Below are 14,704 nucleotides of genomic sequence, written 5' to 3'. Positions count from 1 at the left end.
GAGGCGCCGGGTCAGCGGCGTGGCGAGCCGGATCGCCGCGAAGCCCGCGTGGTGGGCACGCTCCGGATCGGTCCGGGTCAGCACGTGGTCGAAGAGCAGTCGATAGGGCCGGCCCATCAGTGCCATCACGCCCCGGAGTTCCAGTCCTGCAGGCTGCGTACGCCGATGTCGCCGCTCGCCAGTGCCTCGATCCCCTGCACCGCGGCGCCCAGGCCCTGGACGGTGGTGATGCACGGGATGTTGGCGCCCACCGCGGCCGTGCGGATCTCGTAGCCGTCGACCCGGGCCGACCCGCCCGTGGAGTAGGGCGTGTTGATGACCAGGTCGATGTCGCCGTCGCGGATCAGCTGCACCGTCGTCTTCTCACCGTGGGGACCCTCCCCCTCATGGTGCTTGCGGACTTCGGTGACCTTGACGCCGTTGCGACGCAGGACCCCGGCGGTGCCGGCGGTGGCCAAGATCTCGAAGCCGCGGTCGGCCAACACCTTGATCGGGAAGATCATGTTGCGCTTGTCGCGGTTGGCGACCGAGACGAAGACCCGGCCGCTCGTGGGCAGCGAGCCGTAGGACGCCGTCTGCGCCTTGGCGAACGCGGTGCCGAAGTCGGCGTCGAAGCCCATCACCTCACCGGTCGACTTCATCTCCGGACCGAGCAGGGTGTCGACGTGGCCGCCGTCGGGCGTCTTGAACCGGTTGAAGGGCATCACGGCCTCCTTGACCGCGATGGGTGCGTCCTCGGGGAGGTCGCCGCCGTCGCGGTCGGGCAGCAGACCGAGGGCACGGAGGTCGGCGATCGACTCGCCCAGCATCACCCGCGCGGCCGCCTTGGCCAGCGGCGTCCCGGTCGCCTTGGAGACGAACGGCACGGTACGAGACGCCCGCGGGTTGGCCTCGAGGACGTAGAGGACGTCGGAACCCAGGGCGAACTGGATGTTCAGCAGCCCCCTGACCCCCACGCCCCGGGCGATCGCCTCGGTGGCCGTGCGGATGCGCATGATCTCGGAGGCGCCGAGGGTGATCGGCGGCAGCGCACACGACGAGTCACCGGAGTGGATGCCGGCCTCCTCGATGTGCTCCATCACACCGCCGAGGAAGAGCTCCTCGCCGTCGAAGATCGCGTCGACATCGATCTCGACCGCATCATCGATGAAGCGGTCGACGAGGACCGGGCGGTCGGGACCGATCTCGGTCGCGCTCTCGATGTAGGAGCGCAGCCGGTCGTCGTCGTAGACGATCTCCATGCCGCGCCCGCCCAGGACGTACGACGGGCGGACCAGCACGGGATAGCCGATGCTGTCGGTGATGCGCTTGGCTTCGGCGTACGACGTCGCCATGCCGTGCTTCGGGGCGGGTAGCCCTGCCTCGTGGAGCACGCGGCCGAAGGCGCCGCGCTCCTCGGCGAGGTGGATGGCCTCGGGCTGGGTGCCGACGATCTTGACGCCCGCGTCCGCGAGTCCCTGCGCCAGCCCCAGCGGGGTCTGGCCGCCGAGCTGGCAGATGACGCCGGCGATCGGCCCGGCAGCGGCTTCCGCATGCACGATCTCGAGCACGTCCTCCAAGGTGAGCGGCTCGAAGTAGAGCCGGTCGGAGGTGTCGTAGTCGGTGGAGACGGTCTCGGGGTTGCAGTTGACCATGATCGTCTCGTAGCCGGCCTCGCTCAGCGCCATGCTGGCGTGCACGCAGGAGTAGTCGAACTCGATCCCCTGGCCGATCCGGTTGGGTCCGCTGCCAAGGATGATGACGGCTTGCTTGCCCTCGGCGCGGGGCTGCACCTCGGTCTCCTCGTCGTAGGACGAGTAGTGGTACGGCGTCTGGGCAGCGAACTCCGCGGCGCAGGTGTCGACGGTCTTGTAGACCGGGCGCAGGCCGAGCGCCTGGCGGACGCCACGCACCACGTCCTCGCGCATGCCGCGGATGGCGGCGATCTGCGCGTCGGAGAAGCCGTGTCGTTTGGCCGTGCGCAGCGTCTCGTGGTCGAGCTCGACGGCGGAGGCGATGTCGTCGGCGACCTCCTTGATCAAGAACAGCTGGTCGACGAACCACGGGTCGATCTTGGTGGCGTCGAAGACCTGCTCGGGCGTGGCGCCGGCGCGGATGGAGTCCATCACCGTGCGGAGGCGACCGTCGGTCGGCGTCGCCGACTTCTCCAGCAGCGCGGCCAGGTCACCCAGGGGCGAGGCGAAGTCGAAGATCGCGCTCTTGCTCTCCAGGGATCGCAGCGCCTTCTGCAGCGACTCGGTGAAGTTGCGCCCGATGGCCATCGCCTCACCGACGCTCTTCATGTGCGTCGTCAAGGTCGTGTCGGCGCCGGAGAACTTCTCGAACGCGAACCGCGGCACCTTGACCACGACGTAGTCCAGCGACGGCTCGAAGGAGGCCGGGGTCTCCCGGGTGATGTCGTTGCGGATCTCGTCGAGGGTGTAGCCGATGGCGACCTTCGCGGCGATCTTGGCGATCGGGAAGCCGGTCGCCTTGGAGGCCAGCGCGCTCGAGCGCGAGACGCGGGGGTTCATCTCGATGACGATCAGGCGACCGTCCTCGGGGTTCACGGCGTACTGGATGTTGCAGCCGCCGGTGTCGACCCCGACCGCGCGGATGATGTCGATCGCGAGGTCACGCATCGTCTGGTACTCGCGGTCGGTCAGGGTCATCGCCGGTGCGACCGTGATCGAGTCGCCGGTGTGGACGCCCATCGGATCGAGGTTCTCGATCGAGCAGATGATCACCACGTTGTCGGCGGTGTCGCGCATGACCTCGAGCTCGTACTCCTTCCAGCCGATGATCGACTCTTCGAGGAGCACCTCGCTGGTGGGAGAGGCGGCCAGGCCACCGCCGCCGATGCGTCGCAGGTCCTCCTCGTCGTAGGCCATGCCGGAGCCGGTGCCGCCCATGGTGAAGGACGGCCGGACCACCATCGGGTAGCCGAGGTCCTCGGCGGCCGCGAACAACTCGTCCATGGAGTGGCAGATCGTGCTGCGCGCGCTCTCGCCACCGAGCTCGGCCACGATCTTCTTGAAGATCTCGCGGTTCTCCCCGCGGCCGATGGCCTCGATGCTGGCGCCGATCAGCTCGACGCCGTACTTCTCCAGAACGCCGGCCTTGTCGAGGTCGATCGCGCAGTTCAGTGCGGTCTGGCCGCCCAGCGTCGCCAGGAGTGCGTCGGGCCGCTCCTTGGCGATCACCTTCTCGACGTACTCGGCCGTGATCGGCTCGATGTAGGTCGCGTCGGCGAACTCGGGGTCGGTCATGATGGTGGCCGGGTTGGAGTTGACCAGCACGACCCGGATCCCCTCCGCCATCAGCACGCGGCAGGCCTGGGTGCCGGAGTAGTCGAACTCGCACGCCTGGCCGATGATGATCGGCCCGGAGCCGATGACGAGGACCGACTTGATGTCGTCACGCTTCGGCATGTCAGGCCGTCCCTTCCACGCCTTGAGCACTGTTCTGGTTGGTCGCTTCAGTCGCTCGCCGCGTTCCTCGGCTCGACTCCATCAGCTCCAGGAACCGGTCGAAGAGGTAGGCCGCGTCGTGTGGCCCTGCCGCCGCCTCCGGGTGGTACTGCACGGAGAAGCTCTTGAGCCTGCCGGCGTCGCCACGCAGCTCGAGACCCTCGACGACGTCGTCGTTGAGGCACACGTGGCTCACGGTCGCGACGCCGTACGGCGTGGTCGTGCTGCCCTCCAGGGGCGCGTCCACGGCGAAGCCGTGGTTGTGCGCGGTGACTTCGACCTTGCCGGTGGTGCGGTCCATCACGGGCTGGTTGATGCCCCGGTGGCCGTACTTGAGCTTGTAGGTGCCGAAGCCCAGCGCGCGGCCGAAGAGCTGGTTGCCGAAGCAGATCCCGAAGTAGGGGATCTCGCGATCGAGGGCTGCCCTGAGCAGCTCGACCTGACCGGTGGTGGCCGCCGGGTCGCCGGGACCGTTGGAGAAGAAGAGGCCGTCGGGGCTGACGGCGAGGACGTCCGCGATGGTGGACGTCGCGGGCAGCACGTGCACCTCGATCCCGCGCTCGGCCATCATCCGCGGGGTGTTGGCCTTGATGCCCAGGTCGACCGCGGCGACGGTGAAGCGCTTCACTCCGACCGCGGGCACGACGTAGGTCTCGGAAGTGGACACGGCCTCGCTGAGGTTCGACCCGGCCATCTGACCGGAGTCGAGCACCCGGCGCAGGAGCGCATGCTTGTCGTGCTCGGTCGTGGAGATGCCGACCCGCATCGCCCCGCGCTCGCGCAGGTGGCGGGTCAGGGCGCGAGTGTCGATGTCGCAGATGCCGACCACGCCCTGCTCGCGCAGGTCGTCGGCCAGGCTGCGCCGGGAGCGCCAGTTGGACGGCACCCGGGCGGGATCACGCACGACGTAGCCCGCGACCCAGATCTTGCGGGACTCCGGGTCCTCGTCGTTCATGCCGGTGTTGCCGACATGCGGGGCCGTCATCACGACGACCTGACGGTGGTAGCTGGGATCGGTCAGTGTCTCCTGGTAACCGGTCATGCCGGTGGAGAAGACCGCTTCGCCGAAGGTCTCCCCCTCGGCGCCGAAGGCGTAACCGGTGAAAGACCGCCCGTCCTCGAGGACGAGCAGCGCAGGCGCGCGTGAAGGCAACGCCGTACCTCCTTCTCCGCCTCACAGGACGGATCGTTAAAGGATGTTCGAGCTTGCCCGGAGCCTAGCAGCGGTGCGGAGGACTCCTTGCCAGCGCGTCTGTGTCGCAGAGCACGTCGCGAGGTCATGTCCATCGAGCCCGATGCGAGGCAGGCTGGAGGCGTACCCGCGGTATGTCCGCGCCACCGACCCGACGGAGCCCCATGTCCCGCCCCCTCGCCCGCCGCTCGCTGCGTGTCGCGACCCCCCTCGTCGCGCTGGCCGCCCTCGTGCTCGCTCCCGTCTCCGCGGACGCCGCCGTGACGATCCCCGTGAGCTGCGTCTCCGACGAGGTGGTGCTGGACTGGGACGGCGCGACCTACGAGCTGTACGGCGCCTGCGGCATCGTGGTGGTGGAGGCCGACGACGCGACCGTGACCATGCCCACGGCGACCCACCTCTACGTCACCGGCGACGACTCCGAGGTCACCGCCAAGCCCCAGACCCTGGTCGAGATCAGCGGAGCCCGCAGCAGCGTGATCATGACGTCGGCGACGACGTTGTCCATCACCGGCGCCGGCTCGTCGGCCACGGTGGAGGGCCTCGTCGAGCAGGTGCGGATGCAGGGCGACGGTATGTCGCTGAGCGCCGACCGCACGCACGTGCTGGTGCTGCGTGGCGCCGGTAACGTCGCGGTCGTGCGCCGCGGCTTCCGTACCCGCGTCGTCGGCAGCGAGAACACCCTCGAGCACCAGCGCCTCGACCGGCTCCGCATCCGCGGGGACGCCAACACCGTCCCCGTCGCCGCCGGGCCAACCGCCTCCAGGGTCGTCGGCACCGGCAACACCGTCAGCGTGGTCCGGCCTCCGCGCTGATCGCGCCGGCTGCACCCGGCTGGCGTCTCGCCCTCTCCCTATCCTCGACGGGTGCACCACCTCACTCGCGAGCAGGCGCGGCGGATCGCCGTGCGCGCCCAGTTGCTCGACGGCAGCCGCCCCGACGACCTGCTGGACATGATCCGGCACCTCACACTGCTCCAGGTCGAGCCGACCGCCGCCGTCGCGCCGAGTGCCCATGTCGTGGCGTGGTCGCGACTCGGTGCGTCCTACCGGCAGTCGTCGCTGGACGACCTGGTGGCCGACGGCTCGCTCGTGGAGCTGCGCTCGATGCTGCGTCCGGCCGAGGACCTGGCGCTCTACCGCGCCGAGATGGCGGCCTGGCCGGGCGCCGGGCCGCTCAAGGACTGGGAGATCTCGCTCGCGCGCTGGGTCGAGGCCAACGACGACACCCGGCGCGACATCCTGGCCAAGCTGCACGACGAGGGGCCGTGCACGACGCGCGAGCTCCCCGACACGACCTTGGTGCCTTGGCAGTCGAGCGGGTGGAACAACGATCGCAACGTCCGCCGCCTGCTGGACATGATGGTGCAGCGCGGCGAGGTGGCGTTGGCGGGCATGGACGGTCGCGACAAGCTCTGGGACCTCGCGGAGCGGGTCTACCCGGACACGCAGCCGGTGCCGCTCGCGGAGGCCCATCGCCTGCGCGGCGAGCGCCGGTTGCGGTCGCTGGGCCTGGCCCGCCCTCGGGCAGCGCTCTCCCCCGCCGAGCCCAACGACGTCGGGCCCGTCGGGGAGGAGGCGCGGATCGAGGACGTCCGCGGCACCTGGCGCGTCGACCCGGCGTACCTCGACGCCCCGGACTGCTTCGAGGGGCGGGTCGCGCTGCTGTCGCCGCTCGATCGGCTGGTCTTCGACCGCGCTCGGATGGCGGAGCTGTTCGAGTTCGACTACCAGCTCGAGATGTACAAGCCGAAGGACACGCGCCGCTTCGGCTACTGGGCCCTGCCCGTGCTGGTCGGCGACCGGCTGGTCGGCAAGGCCGACACCACCGCCGAGCGGGACGCGGGAGTGCTCCGGGTGAGCGCCGTGCACGAGGACGGAGCATGGACCCGGGCGATGCGCGGCGCCGTGGACGACGAGATCGCGTCCCTGGCACTGTGGCTCGGACTCGACGTGGAGCGCTGAGCCGTTCCCGGACGGGCGTGTCGTGGCCGGCTTTGACAGGCTGACCCCATGCGCACCCAGTCGATCGAGACCACGGCCCGAGAGGTGCGAGATCTCGGGATCACCCGACCCCGGATCATCACCAGTGGCAACTTCGCTTCTCCGGTGGCGCTGCTCGAGGCGATCCTCGCCGAGCTGCCCGAGGTCCGGCTGCACGCGCTGAACGCCCAGGCGGACCTTCCCCTGCACGACGGTGTGGTGCCGGAGACGACGTTCGTGGGCCCGGGCTTCCGACGCCATCCACGACTGTCCTACGTCCCGTGCCGTCTCTCCATGGTGCCGCGGCTCTTCCATGGTCCGCTGCCGCCCGACGTGGTGGTCGTGCACACCACCCTGCCGCGCCACGGCAAGGTGTCGCTCGGTGTCGAGGTCAACGTGCTGCCCGCCGCCGTCGAGGCCGCGCGTGCGCGCGGTGCCCTGGTCGTGGCCCAGCTCAACCCACGGATGCCCTGGACCTTCGGCGACGCCGAGCTCGACGTGGCCGACATCGACGTGGGGGTGGAGGTCGACGCTGCGCTGAGGACGCATCACGCCGTGGTCCCGGGGGCGGACGCCGTGGCGATCGGCGCACTCGTGGCCGCGCAGGTCCGCGACGGCTCCACTCTCCAGGCAGGGATCGGCGAGGTGCCCGACGCGACCGTCGCCGGCGTCGTGGACAGGCGGGGGCTGAGGATCTGGACGGAGATGTTCAGCGACGGGGTGCTGGCGCTCGAGGAGGCCGGGGCCCTCGATCGAGGTGTCCCCCTCACGACGTCCTTCGTGTTCGGCAGCGAGGCGCTCTATGCCTGGGTCGACGACAACCCGCGGGTGCGGATGGCGCGCACCGAGGTGAGCAACTCCCCCGCCCGCATTGCCCGGCAACCCCGGATGACGTCCATCAACACCGCCCTCCAGGTGGACCTGTTCGACCAGGCCAACGCGTCGCGCATCGGTGCCCGTATCCACTCCGGCTTCGGCGGCCAGACCGACTTCACCGTCGGCGCCAGCCACTCCGATGGCGGTCAGGCCTTCATGGCCCTGCGCAGCTGGCACCCCAAGGCGGACGTGTCGACCATCGTGCCGCTGATCGACGAGCCGGTGACGTCCTTCCAGCACAGCGCCGTGGTCACCGAGCAGGGGATCGCCTGGATGTGGGGCCACGACGAGCGCGCCCAGGCACGCAACCTCATCGAGCACGCCTCCCACCCCCGGGTCCGCGAGGACCTGTGGGAGGAGGCGATCGCCCTCGGCCTGGCCTGAGCGGCCCCCTGCTCAGATCACGTCGCGCGGCGGTTGCGGGAGCTGACGGCCCAGCTCGCCGCCGACTCGCCCGCCGTGCGGGCGACCGTGGTCGGCGTACTCCTCCCGGGTGAAGACGAGACGGTGCTCACCGACCTCGAGTCGGCTCCCGGTGCGCAGCAGCTGTTGCTCGACGCGCATGCCGTGCACGCGCGTGCTGCCGGCGAGGGCGGTCACGACGTACTCGTCGCGGTGATCGTGCTCGATCACGGCGTGCTGGGGCTCCAGCCCGGGCAGGCAGATGTCGCAGTCAGGGGCGGATCCGATCGTGGTCCGCTCGCGAAGGCGATAGCTCGGCAGTCGTTCGCCTGCCCAGACGTTCTCCTTGGCCAGGACGAGCCGCGGCGAACCGCCTCTGGCCGGATCGTGCGTGGTCGTCACGGGTCGACGGACCGGTCGCCGGAGCGTCGGGGTCAGCGGCCACAGGGTCGTGGGCGGCACCAGTGCGGCGTCCGGGAGCACGGCCTGGGTGCCGCGTGTCCGCGACCGGGCCGCGGTGAATGCGCCGCGGACGCTGCCGACCCGGATTCGTCGGGATCCGGTCGCCCGACGCTGCCACCAGGGGGCACGCACGTCGCCCAGCGAGACGAGGTGTCGCCCGCCGCTCTCCACGCGGACGACCACCCCCTGCGCCGCGAGGCTCTCGGCCAGTGCGCGAACCGCGGTGGCGTCGCGGGCGCCGGCGAAGGCACCGGCATCGTCGACCTCGAGCAGCAGGCGGTTCGCATCCCCACGGAGCTGGGCGTGGACCGCGGGCCTGCCCGCCACCTCGAGGTCGAATCTCAGGTCGGCCGCGACCACCAGTGCCATGACCTGCTCAGCTCGCGCTTGCCGGGGCTGCGGCGTCGTTGTCGCTGGTGGTGATGGTGAGGGTGCCGTTGAGCTTCCAGGTCGCTCGCGGGGCGCTGGCGCCGGTGTCCCGCGGCACCTCGATCGCCATGTCCTCGAAGCTGTAGTGGATGGCTGCCTCGCGTCCGGTCAGGAAGCTCCACATCCGCTGGCCCAGGTCGGTCCAGTCCACGACCTCATCCGACCTCTCGTCGGTGAGTTGATTGTTGAGTGTCATCTTGGTCTCCATCTGCGTGTCGGGTATTCCTAAACAGAGTGTTAAGGAATATGCTCCTATCATGAACACAATGTTGAAGTCTGCGCAAGGGGTAACGCCGAAGCAACTGCTCACCATCAGCGCGATGGCCGAGCGCACCGGCCTGAGCCCGGCCACTCTGCGGATGTGGGAGCAGCGCCACGGCTTCCCGGTCCCGCACCGGCTCGACAGCGGCCACCGCCGCTACCTCGAGTCGGATGTCGAGGCTGTGGAGCGGGTCGTGCGTCGTCGCGAGGCCGGGGTACGGCTCGACGTTGCCATCGCCGACGCCATGGCCGACCCCGATCCGGGTGGCCTGTCGGTGTATGCCGAACTGCGTCGCACCCACCCGCACCTGCCCGTCCAGCGTCTGCACAAGCGGACCCTGTTGGCGCTCACCTGGGCGATCGAGGACGAGTTCTGCGCCAAGGCCGAGCGTGCCCTGCTGTTCGGCGGGTTCCAGAAGGAGCGCTACTACGCCGCGGCCCAGCCCCGATGGCAGGAGCTCGCGGTGATCTCGCGAGCGGCGTTCGCCTTTGCCGATTTTCCCGAGCTGGCCCACCCGCAGATCGACACGTCGGGCCCGCGGCCCGGACCGGTTCTGGTGCCGTTGCCACCCGAGGAGCCCATGGCCCGCGAGTGGGCGGTCGTGTGCGACTCGTTCGAGCTGCCGGCCGCCCTGACCGCGTGGGAGCTGCCCGGCCAGCTCGGGGTGCCGGACCGCGAGCGTGTGTTCGAGTCGATGCTGACCGTCGATCCCCATGCGGTGCGCGATGCTGCCCGCACCTGTGCCCGCGTCGCACACCGGGCGGGCGCCGAGGCGGCGGCATCAGCCCTGCTCGAACTGGCCGACCCGCCGCGGCCCGGGGCTGCGGACCTCGCGTCCGTCAGCGCGATGCTGTCGCGGGTGCTGGCCTACGTCGACCGGTACGGGGCCGCGTGACTCACCTGACGAAGATGCAGAACACGTGGCCGGCCGGGTCGGCGTACGCGCGAAGCGGCTCCTCGGGCGTGTGCGTCCGGTCGTGGCGCAGCTCGCCGCCGAGGGCCAGGACGCGCAAGTGCTGCTCGTCGAGCTCCTCGACGCTGCCGACGGTCAGGTCGAGGTGGAGCTGCTTCGGCACCCCCGGCTCTGGCCACGTGGAGCGCTGGAGGTGGTCGATGAGCTGGAAGGCCAGTCTCTGGTTGCCGTCGTGGTCGTCGAGGACCAGCCAGTCCTCGCCAGCGGTGACGACCTCGTCGCCCGGGCGGTAACGCAGGTCGAGCAGCTGCCGCCAGAACTCCGCTGTCGCGCGCACGTCGTCGGTGTCGAGGACCGTGTGCAGGAGGCGCGGGACCGACATCGGCAATGACCTTTCGTGGGCGGCGGGCTCGCGGTCAACGCTACGCCGAAGGAGTTACCCACCCGGGCTGCGTCGACGTCCGACGATGCGGCTCATCCGGCGATGCCGACGGTCCTCAGTACAGCCCCTTCGCGTAGTTCTCCGGCCGGTAGTAGTCGTCCAGCTCGGCCAGCGTCATGTCGGGCTGCGGCTCGAGCGCCTGGGCGATGACCGCCCGTCGCGGCACCAGGGCATCGGGGTCCCAGGTCTCGGGCTCCCACAGTCGCGAGCGCAGGAATGCCTTCCCGCAGTGGAAGAAGAGCGTCTCGATCTCGACCACGAGGGCCAGGATCGGCCGGCGGTCGCGCACCGCGAGCTCGTCGAAGAACGGTGCCTCGCTGATGAGCCGGGCCCGGCCGTTGACCCGCAACGTGTCGGCGCGTCCGGGGACGACGAAGTCGATGCCGACGTGGGGGTTGGCGATGACGTTGCGATAGCCGTCGACCCGCTTGTTGCCCGGGCGCTCGGCCAACGCGATGGTTCGATCGTCGAGGACGTGCACCAGGTGTCCGGGCGGGTCGCCCTTGGGGCTGGCGTCACAGCGTCCCTCGGCGTCCGCGGTCGCGAGCAGGCAGAACGGCGACGCCGCCAGCCACGCGCGGTCGATGCCGGTGAGCGCGGACCGCTCCTTGCCCGTGGCCCGCTCCCCCGGTGTGCCCACCACCGCCTCCAGCTGCGCCTCGGTCCTGATCTCGGCCCACTCGGTCATGGGACGCACGCTACGCCGACGCGCCGGCGCCCCTCAGACCAGCGCGCCGTCGCGCACGGTGACCCGCCCGGCGTACACCGTGTGCACCACGCGGGAGGTGAGAGAGCGACCGTGCCAGGGATTGTTGCGCGACAACGACACGGAATCGGCCCTGTCGATCGTCACCGAGGTGTCGGGGTCGACGAGCACGATGTGGGCGGGCGTGCCGACGTCCAGCGACCCGTGGTCGGGCAGTCCCGCGATCCGGGCCGGGTTGCTCGACATCACGCGCGCGACATCGCTCCACGACAGGTCGGGTAGCGCCGTGCGCACCACGGCCAGCGCCGTCTCCAGTCCGAGCATCCCGAAGGCAGCGTCGACGAAGGCGTGCTCCTTGTCGTGGCGCGCGTGCGGTGCGTGGTCGGTGGCGACGGCGTCGATGGTGCCGTCGGCGAGCGCCACTCGGAGGGCTGCGACGTCCTCCGCGGGGCGCAACGGGGGGTTGACCTTGAAGGTCGGGTCGTAGCCCTCGAGCAGGTCGGTGGTGAGCAGCAGGTGGTGGGGCGTCACCTCCGCGGTCACGTCGATGCCCTGGGCCTTCGCCCAGCGGAGCACCTCGACCGAGCCGGCGGTCGAGACGTGCGCGATGTGCACGCGGGAGGCGGTGTGGCGGGCCAGCATCACGTCGCGAGCGACGATCACCTCCTCGGCGATGCCGGGCCAGCCGGGCAGGCCGAGCCGGCCGGAGATCTCGCCCTCGTGGCAGCAGGCCGTCGGCCCGGCCAGCGTCGGGTCCTGGGCGTGCTGGGACACGACGCCGCCGAAGGCCTTGACGTATTCCAGCGCGCGGCGCATGACCCGTGCGTCGTGGACGCACTTGCCGTCGTCGGAGAAGACCCGCACCCGGGCCCGCGAGCGCGCCATCAGTCCGAGCTCGGCGAGCTCCTGGCCGTTGAGGCCCTTGGTGACGGCCCCGACGGGCTGGACGTCGACCAGGCCGGCCTCGCGACCGAGGTCGAAGACGCGCAGGGCGGCCTCGGCGGTGTCGGTCACCGGGGAGGTGTTGGCCATGGCGAGGACTGCGGTGAAGCCACCGATGGCGGCGGCCTGCGACCCGGACAGGATGGTCTCGGCGTCCTCGCGACCGGGCTCGCGCAGGTGCGTGTGCAGGTCGACGAGCCCGGGCAGCGCCACGAGTCCGTCAGCATCGAGCGTCTCGGCGCCTGAGGGGGCCTCGGCCACGAGCCGGCCGGCGTCATCGACGTACAGGTCCTGCGTCTTGTCTCCCAGCAGCTTGGCGCCGGTGATGATCAGGCCCATCAGGACTCCTCTCCCGCAAGCAGGTGGTAGAGCACGGCCATCCGGATCGCGAGCCCGCTGGAGACCTGCTCCAGCACGACCGACTGGGCCGCGTCGGCGGCGTCGGCGGCGATCTCGAGACCGCGGTTCATCGGGCCGGGGTGGCAGATCGGGGCATCGGGCTTGAGCAGCTTGAGTCGGTCGCGGGTGAGGCCGTAGCCGACGGTGTACTCCCGCGCCGAGGGGAAGAACCCGCCCGACATGCGCTCCTTCTGGACCCGCAGCATCATCACCGCGTCGACGTCCGGCAACACGTCGTCGATGTCGTACGACGTCGAGAACCCGGCGTCCTTGGACCACGGCCCGATCCCGCTGGGCATCAGCGTCGGCGGGGCCACCACGGTCACGTGCGCGCCCAGCTTGGTCAGGCACAGGACGTTGGAGCGGAACACCCGCGAGTGCGTCAGGTCGCCGATGAGCGCGACGTGCTTGCCCTCCAGCGAGCCGAGCCGTCGCTGCAGGGTGTAGGCGTCGAGCAGGGCCTGGGTGGGGTGCTCGTGCATGCCGTCGCCGGCGTTGATGACCACGGCATCGACCCACTCGGAGACCTGCTGCGCGGCACCGGACGCGGGGTGCCGGATCACGAGCCCGTCGACGCCCATGGCGCAGACGGTCAGGACGGTGTCGCGCAGCGACTCGCCCTTGGAGGCCGACGAGCCCTTGGCGGAGATGTTGATGACGTCGGCGGAGAGCCACTTGCCGGCGATCTCGAAGGACGAGCGAGTGCGCGTCGAGTCCTCGAAGAACATGTTGACGACCGTGCGCCCGCGCAGTGCCGGGAGCTTCTTGACCTCACGTCGCTGTACGTCGTGCATGTCGGCCGCGGTCGCGAAGATCTCCTGGATCTGGTCAGCCGAGACGTCGTTGATGGAGAGCAGGTGCTTCACGAGATGGTCACCTCGTCGGAGTCGTCGCACTCGGCCAGCCGGACGCTGACCCGCTCGGAGCGCGCGCTGGGGAGGTTCTTGCCGACATGATCGGCACGGATCGGCAGCTCGCGGTGGCCGCGGTCGACGAGCACGGCGAGGCGTACGGCGCTGGGCCGGCCCAGGTCGGCCAGCGCGTCGAGCGCCGCGCGGATCGTGCGGCCGGAGAAGAGCACGTCATCGACGAGCACCACGATCTTGTCGTCGATGCCCCCGGGCGGGATCGCGGTCTTGTGGGCTCGGCGCGTGGGCTGTTTGCGCAGGTCGTCGCGATACATCGTCACATCGAGCTCGCCGACGGCCACGGCGACACCCTCGACGCTCTGGATGCGCTCGGCGATCCGGTGGGCCAGCGGTACGCCACGGGTGTGCAGGCCGAGGAGGACGAGGTCGGTGGCGCCCTTGTTCCGCTCGAGGATCTCGTGGGCGATACGGGTCAGCGCCCGGGCGATGTCACCGGGGTCGAGCACGATGCGAGGGCCGGCCTGGTTGTTTGTCATGGCCGTTGACCTCCTTCTCCGCCTCACGGGACGGCTCCTTAAAGGATGTCGAACGGCGCAGACGCTACCAGTGCAGGAGTCCCCGGACATCCGGGGACTCCTGCAGGCCAGTTCCCCAGATCAGCGCTCGAGGATCGCCACGACGCCCTGGCCGCCGGCCGCGCAGATCGAGATCAGTCCTCGGCCCGAGCCCTTCTGCGCGAGCTGGTGGGCGAGCGAGCTGACGATCCGGCCACCGGTCGCGGCGAACGGGTGCGCCGCAGCGAGCGAGGAGCCGTTGACGTTGAGCTTGGCCCGATCGATGGAGCCGAGCGGCTTGTCGAGACCGAGGCGCTCCTTGCAGAACACCGGGTCCTCCCAGGCTGCGAGGGTCGAGAGCACCTGGGAGGCGAAGGCCTCGTGGATCTCGTAGTAGTCGAAGTCCTGGAGGCTCAACCCGGCGCGCTCGAGCATCCGCGGCACGGCGTACGCCGGAGCCATCAGCAGGCCTTCGGCACCGTTGACGTAGTCGACGGCGGCCGTCTCGTAGTCCGTGAACCAGGCCAGCACGGGCAGCTGGTGCTCCGCGGCCCAGTCCTCGCTGGCGAGCAGCACGGCCGACGCGCCGTCGCTGAGCGGGGTCGAGTTGCCCGCGGTCATGGTCGCGGCCTCGCCCTTGCCGAAGACCGGCTTCAGGGTCGCGAGCTTCTCGACGGTCGAGTCGGCCCGCAGGTTGTTGTCGCGCTCCACGCCGCGGAACGCGGTGATCTGGTCGTCGAAGAAGCCACGGTCGTATGCCGCGGCCATCTTCTGGTGCGACGACGCGGCCAACTCGTCCTGCGCCTCGCGGGTGATGCGCCACTC

The 14,704-nt window shown here is 70.3% G+C and carries 14 protein-coding genes; 4 read left to right on the top strand and 10 right to left on the bottom strand.

Going from position 1 to position 14,704, the window contains the following annotated elements:
- Positions 1 to 125: 125 nt before the first annotated feature.
- Together carB and carA are read right to left on the bottom strand one after the other, a co-directional pair.
- Positions 126 to 3,410, bottom strand: a complete 3,285-nt coding sequence (carB, locus tag RMO85_RS07825) for a carbamoyl-phosphate synthase large subunit (RefSeq protein ID WP_310528171.1) — start codon at positions 3,408 to 3,410, stop codon at positions 126 to 128.
- Position 3,411: 1 nt separating this feature from the next.
- The gene (gene carA, locus RMO85_RS07820; RefSeq protein ID WP_310528170.1) at positions 3,412 to 4,602 is read right to left on the bottom strand and encodes a glutamine-hydrolyzing carbamoyl-phosphate synthase small subunit; all 1,191 of its coding nucleotides are present in this window, start codon (positions 4,600 to 4,602) and stop codon (positions 3,412 to 3,414) included.
- Positions 4,603 to 4,805: 203 nt separating this feature from the next.
- On the opposite strand from carA, the gene RMO85_RS07815 reads away from it, so the two are divergent.
- The 3 genes from RMO85_RS07815 to RMO85_RS07805 are packed head-to-tail and all read left to right on the top strand — an operon-like array spanning position 4,806 to position 7,883.
- A complete protein-coding gene (locus RMO85_RS07815; RefSeq protein ID WP_310528169.1) occupies positions 4,806 to 5,456 on the top strand; it encodes a hypothetical protein in 651 nt (216 codons plus the stop codon).
- Positions 5,457 to 5,507: 51 nt separating this feature from the next.
- Complete coding sequence (locus tag RMO85_RS07810; RefSeq protein WP_310528168.1) at positions 5,508 to 6,605, top strand: DNA glycosylase AlkZ-like family protein; 1,098 nt, start codon at positions 5,508 to 5,510, stop codon at positions 6,603 to 6,605.
- 48 nt (positions 6,606 to 6,653) lie between these two features.
- Positions 6,654 to 7,883: an acetyl-CoA hydrolase/transferase C-terminal domain-containing protein gene (locus RMO85_RS07805; protein WP_310528167.1), complete on the top strand. Its 1,230-nt coding sequence runs from the start codon at positions 6,654 to 6,656 to the stop codon at positions 7,881 to 7,883.
- Between the two features lie 12 nt (positions 7,884 to 7,895).
- On the opposite strand, the gene RMO85_RS07800 is transcribed toward RMO85_RS07805, so the two are convergent.
- Both RMO85_RS07800 and RMO85_RS07795 read right to left on the bottom strand, forming a co-directional pair.
- A complete protein-coding gene (locus RMO85_RS07800; protein WP_310528166.1) occupies positions 7,896 to 8,732 on the bottom strand; it encodes an FHA domain-containing protein in 837 nt (278 codons plus the stop codon).
- 7 nt (positions 8,733 to 8,739) lie between these two features.
- Positions 8,740 to 8,988 (bottom strand): hypothetical protein, encoded by a 249-nt coding sequence (locus RMO85_RS07795; RefSeq protein WP_310528165.1) that lies wholly within the window; start codon positions 8,986 to 8,988, stop codon positions 8,740 to 8,742.
- A 61-nt stretch (positions 8,989 to 9,049) separates the two neighbouring features.
- Here RMO85_RS07795 and RMO85_RS07790 point away from each other — a divergent pair, with 61 nt between their 5' ends.
- Positions 9,050 to 9,949 (top strand): DICT sensory domain-containing protein, encoded by a 900-nt coding sequence (locus RMO85_RS07790; RefSeq protein WP_310528164.1) that lies wholly within the window; start codon positions 9,050 to 9,052, stop codon positions 9,947 to 9,949.
- 1 nt (position 9,950) lies between these two features.
- Here the strand turns inward: RMO85_RS07790 and RMO85_RS07785 are convergent, their stop codons facing one another.
- The 6 genes from RMO85_RS07785 to RMO85_RS07760 all read right to left on the bottom strand — a co-directional run.
- Positions 9,951 to 10,349 (bottom strand): VOC family protein, encoded by a 399-nt coding sequence (locus RMO85_RS07785; protein WP_310528163.1) that lies wholly within the window; start codon positions 10,347 to 10,349, stop codon positions 9,951 to 9,953.
- Between the two features lie 115 nt (positions 10,350 to 10,464).
- Complete coding sequence (locus RMO85_RS07780; protein WP_310528162.1) at positions 10,465 to 11,097, bottom strand: MSMEG_1061 family FMN-dependent PPOX-type flavoprotein; 633 nt, start codon at positions 11,095 to 11,097, stop codon at positions 10,465 to 10,467.
- 33 nt (positions 11,098 to 11,130) lie between these two features.
- The gene (locus tag RMO85_RS07775; protein WP_310528160.1) at positions 11,131 to 12,396 is read right to left on the bottom strand and encodes a dihydroorotase; all 1,266 of its coding nucleotides are present in this window, start codon (positions 12,394 to 12,396) and stop codon (positions 11,131 to 11,133) included.
- Positions 12,396 to 13,322, bottom strand: a complete 927-nt coding sequence (locus RMO85_RS07770; RefSeq protein ID WP_310528158.1) for an aspartate carbamoyltransferase catalytic subunit — start codon at positions 13,320 to 13,322, stop codon at positions 12,396 to 12,398. The genes RMO85_RS07775 and RMO85_RS07770 overlap by 1 nt, the downstream gene beginning before the upstream one ends.
- Positions 13,319 to 13,861 carry a bifunctional pyr operon transcriptional regulator/uracil phosphoribosyltransferase PyrR gene (gene pyrR, locus RMO85_RS07765; RefSeq protein ID WP_310528156.1) on the bottom strand — a complete coding sequence of 181 codons (543 nt, stop codon included), beginning with the start codon at positions 13,859 to 13,861 and terminating at the stop codon, positions 13,319 to 13,321. The genes RMO85_RS07770 and pyrR overlap by 4 nt, the downstream gene beginning before the upstream one ends.
- Positions 13,862 to 13,981: 120 nt before the next feature.
- Positions 13,982 to 14,704 (bottom strand): acetyl-CoA C-acyltransferase (locus RMO85_RS07760; RefSeq protein ID WP_310528154.1); only part of this gene is annotated, 723 nt, incomplete at its 5' end.

The sequence above is a fragment of the Nocardioides sp. genome (assembly GCF_031422975.1).
Lineage (GTDB): Bacteria > Actinomycetota > Actinomycetes > Propionibacteriales > Nocardioidaceae > Nocardioides.
This window is presented reverse-complemented; position numbering and strand designations above follow the sequence as displayed.

What these genes read in the sequence shown, in the direction of transcription:
- RMO85_RS07815 (WP_310528169.1), top strand. Translation starts at nt 4,806, where the DNA reads ATGTCCCGCCCCCTCGCCCGCCGCTCGCTGCGTGTCGCGACCCCCCTC.
- RMO85_RS07805 (WP_310528167.1), top strand. Translation starts at nt 6,654, where the DNA reads ATGCGCACCCAGTCGATCGAGACCACGGCCCGAGAGGTGCGAGATCTC.
- RMO85_RS07785 (WP_310528163.1), bottom strand. Translation starts at nt 10,349, where the DNA reads ATGTCGGTCCCGCGCCTCCTGCACACGGTCCTCGACACCGACGACGTG.
- RMO85_RS07780 (WP_310528162.1), bottom strand. Translation starts at nt 11,097, where the DNA reads ATGACCGAGTGGGCCGAGATCAGGACCGAGGCGCAGCTGGAGGCGGTG.
- RMO85_RS07775 (WP_310528160.1), bottom strand. Translation starts at nt 12,396, where the DNA reads ATGGGCCTGATCATCACCGGCGCCAAGCTGCTGGGAGACAAGACGCAG.
- RMO85_RS07800 (WP_310528166.1), bottom strand. Translation starts at nt 8,732, where the DNA reads ATGGCACTGGTGGTCGCGGCCGACCTGAGATTCGACCTCGAGGTGGCG.
- carB (WP_310528171.1), bottom strand. Translation starts at nt 3,410, where the DNA reads ATGCCGAAGCGTGACGACATCAAGTCGGTCCTCGTCATCGGCTCCGGG.
- RMO85_RS07790 (WP_310528164.1), top strand. Translation starts at nt 9,050, where the DNA reads ATGAACACAATGTTGAAGTCTGCGCAAGGGGTAACGCCGAAGCAACTG.
- pyrR (WP_310528156.1), bottom strand. Translation starts at nt 13,861, where the DNA reads ATGACAAACAACCAGGCCGGCCCTCGCATCGTGCTCGACCCCGGTGAC.
- RMO85_RS07795 (WP_310528165.1), bottom strand. Translation starts at nt 8,988, where the DNA reads ATGACACTCAACAATCAACTCACCGACGAGAGGTCGGATGAGGTCGTG.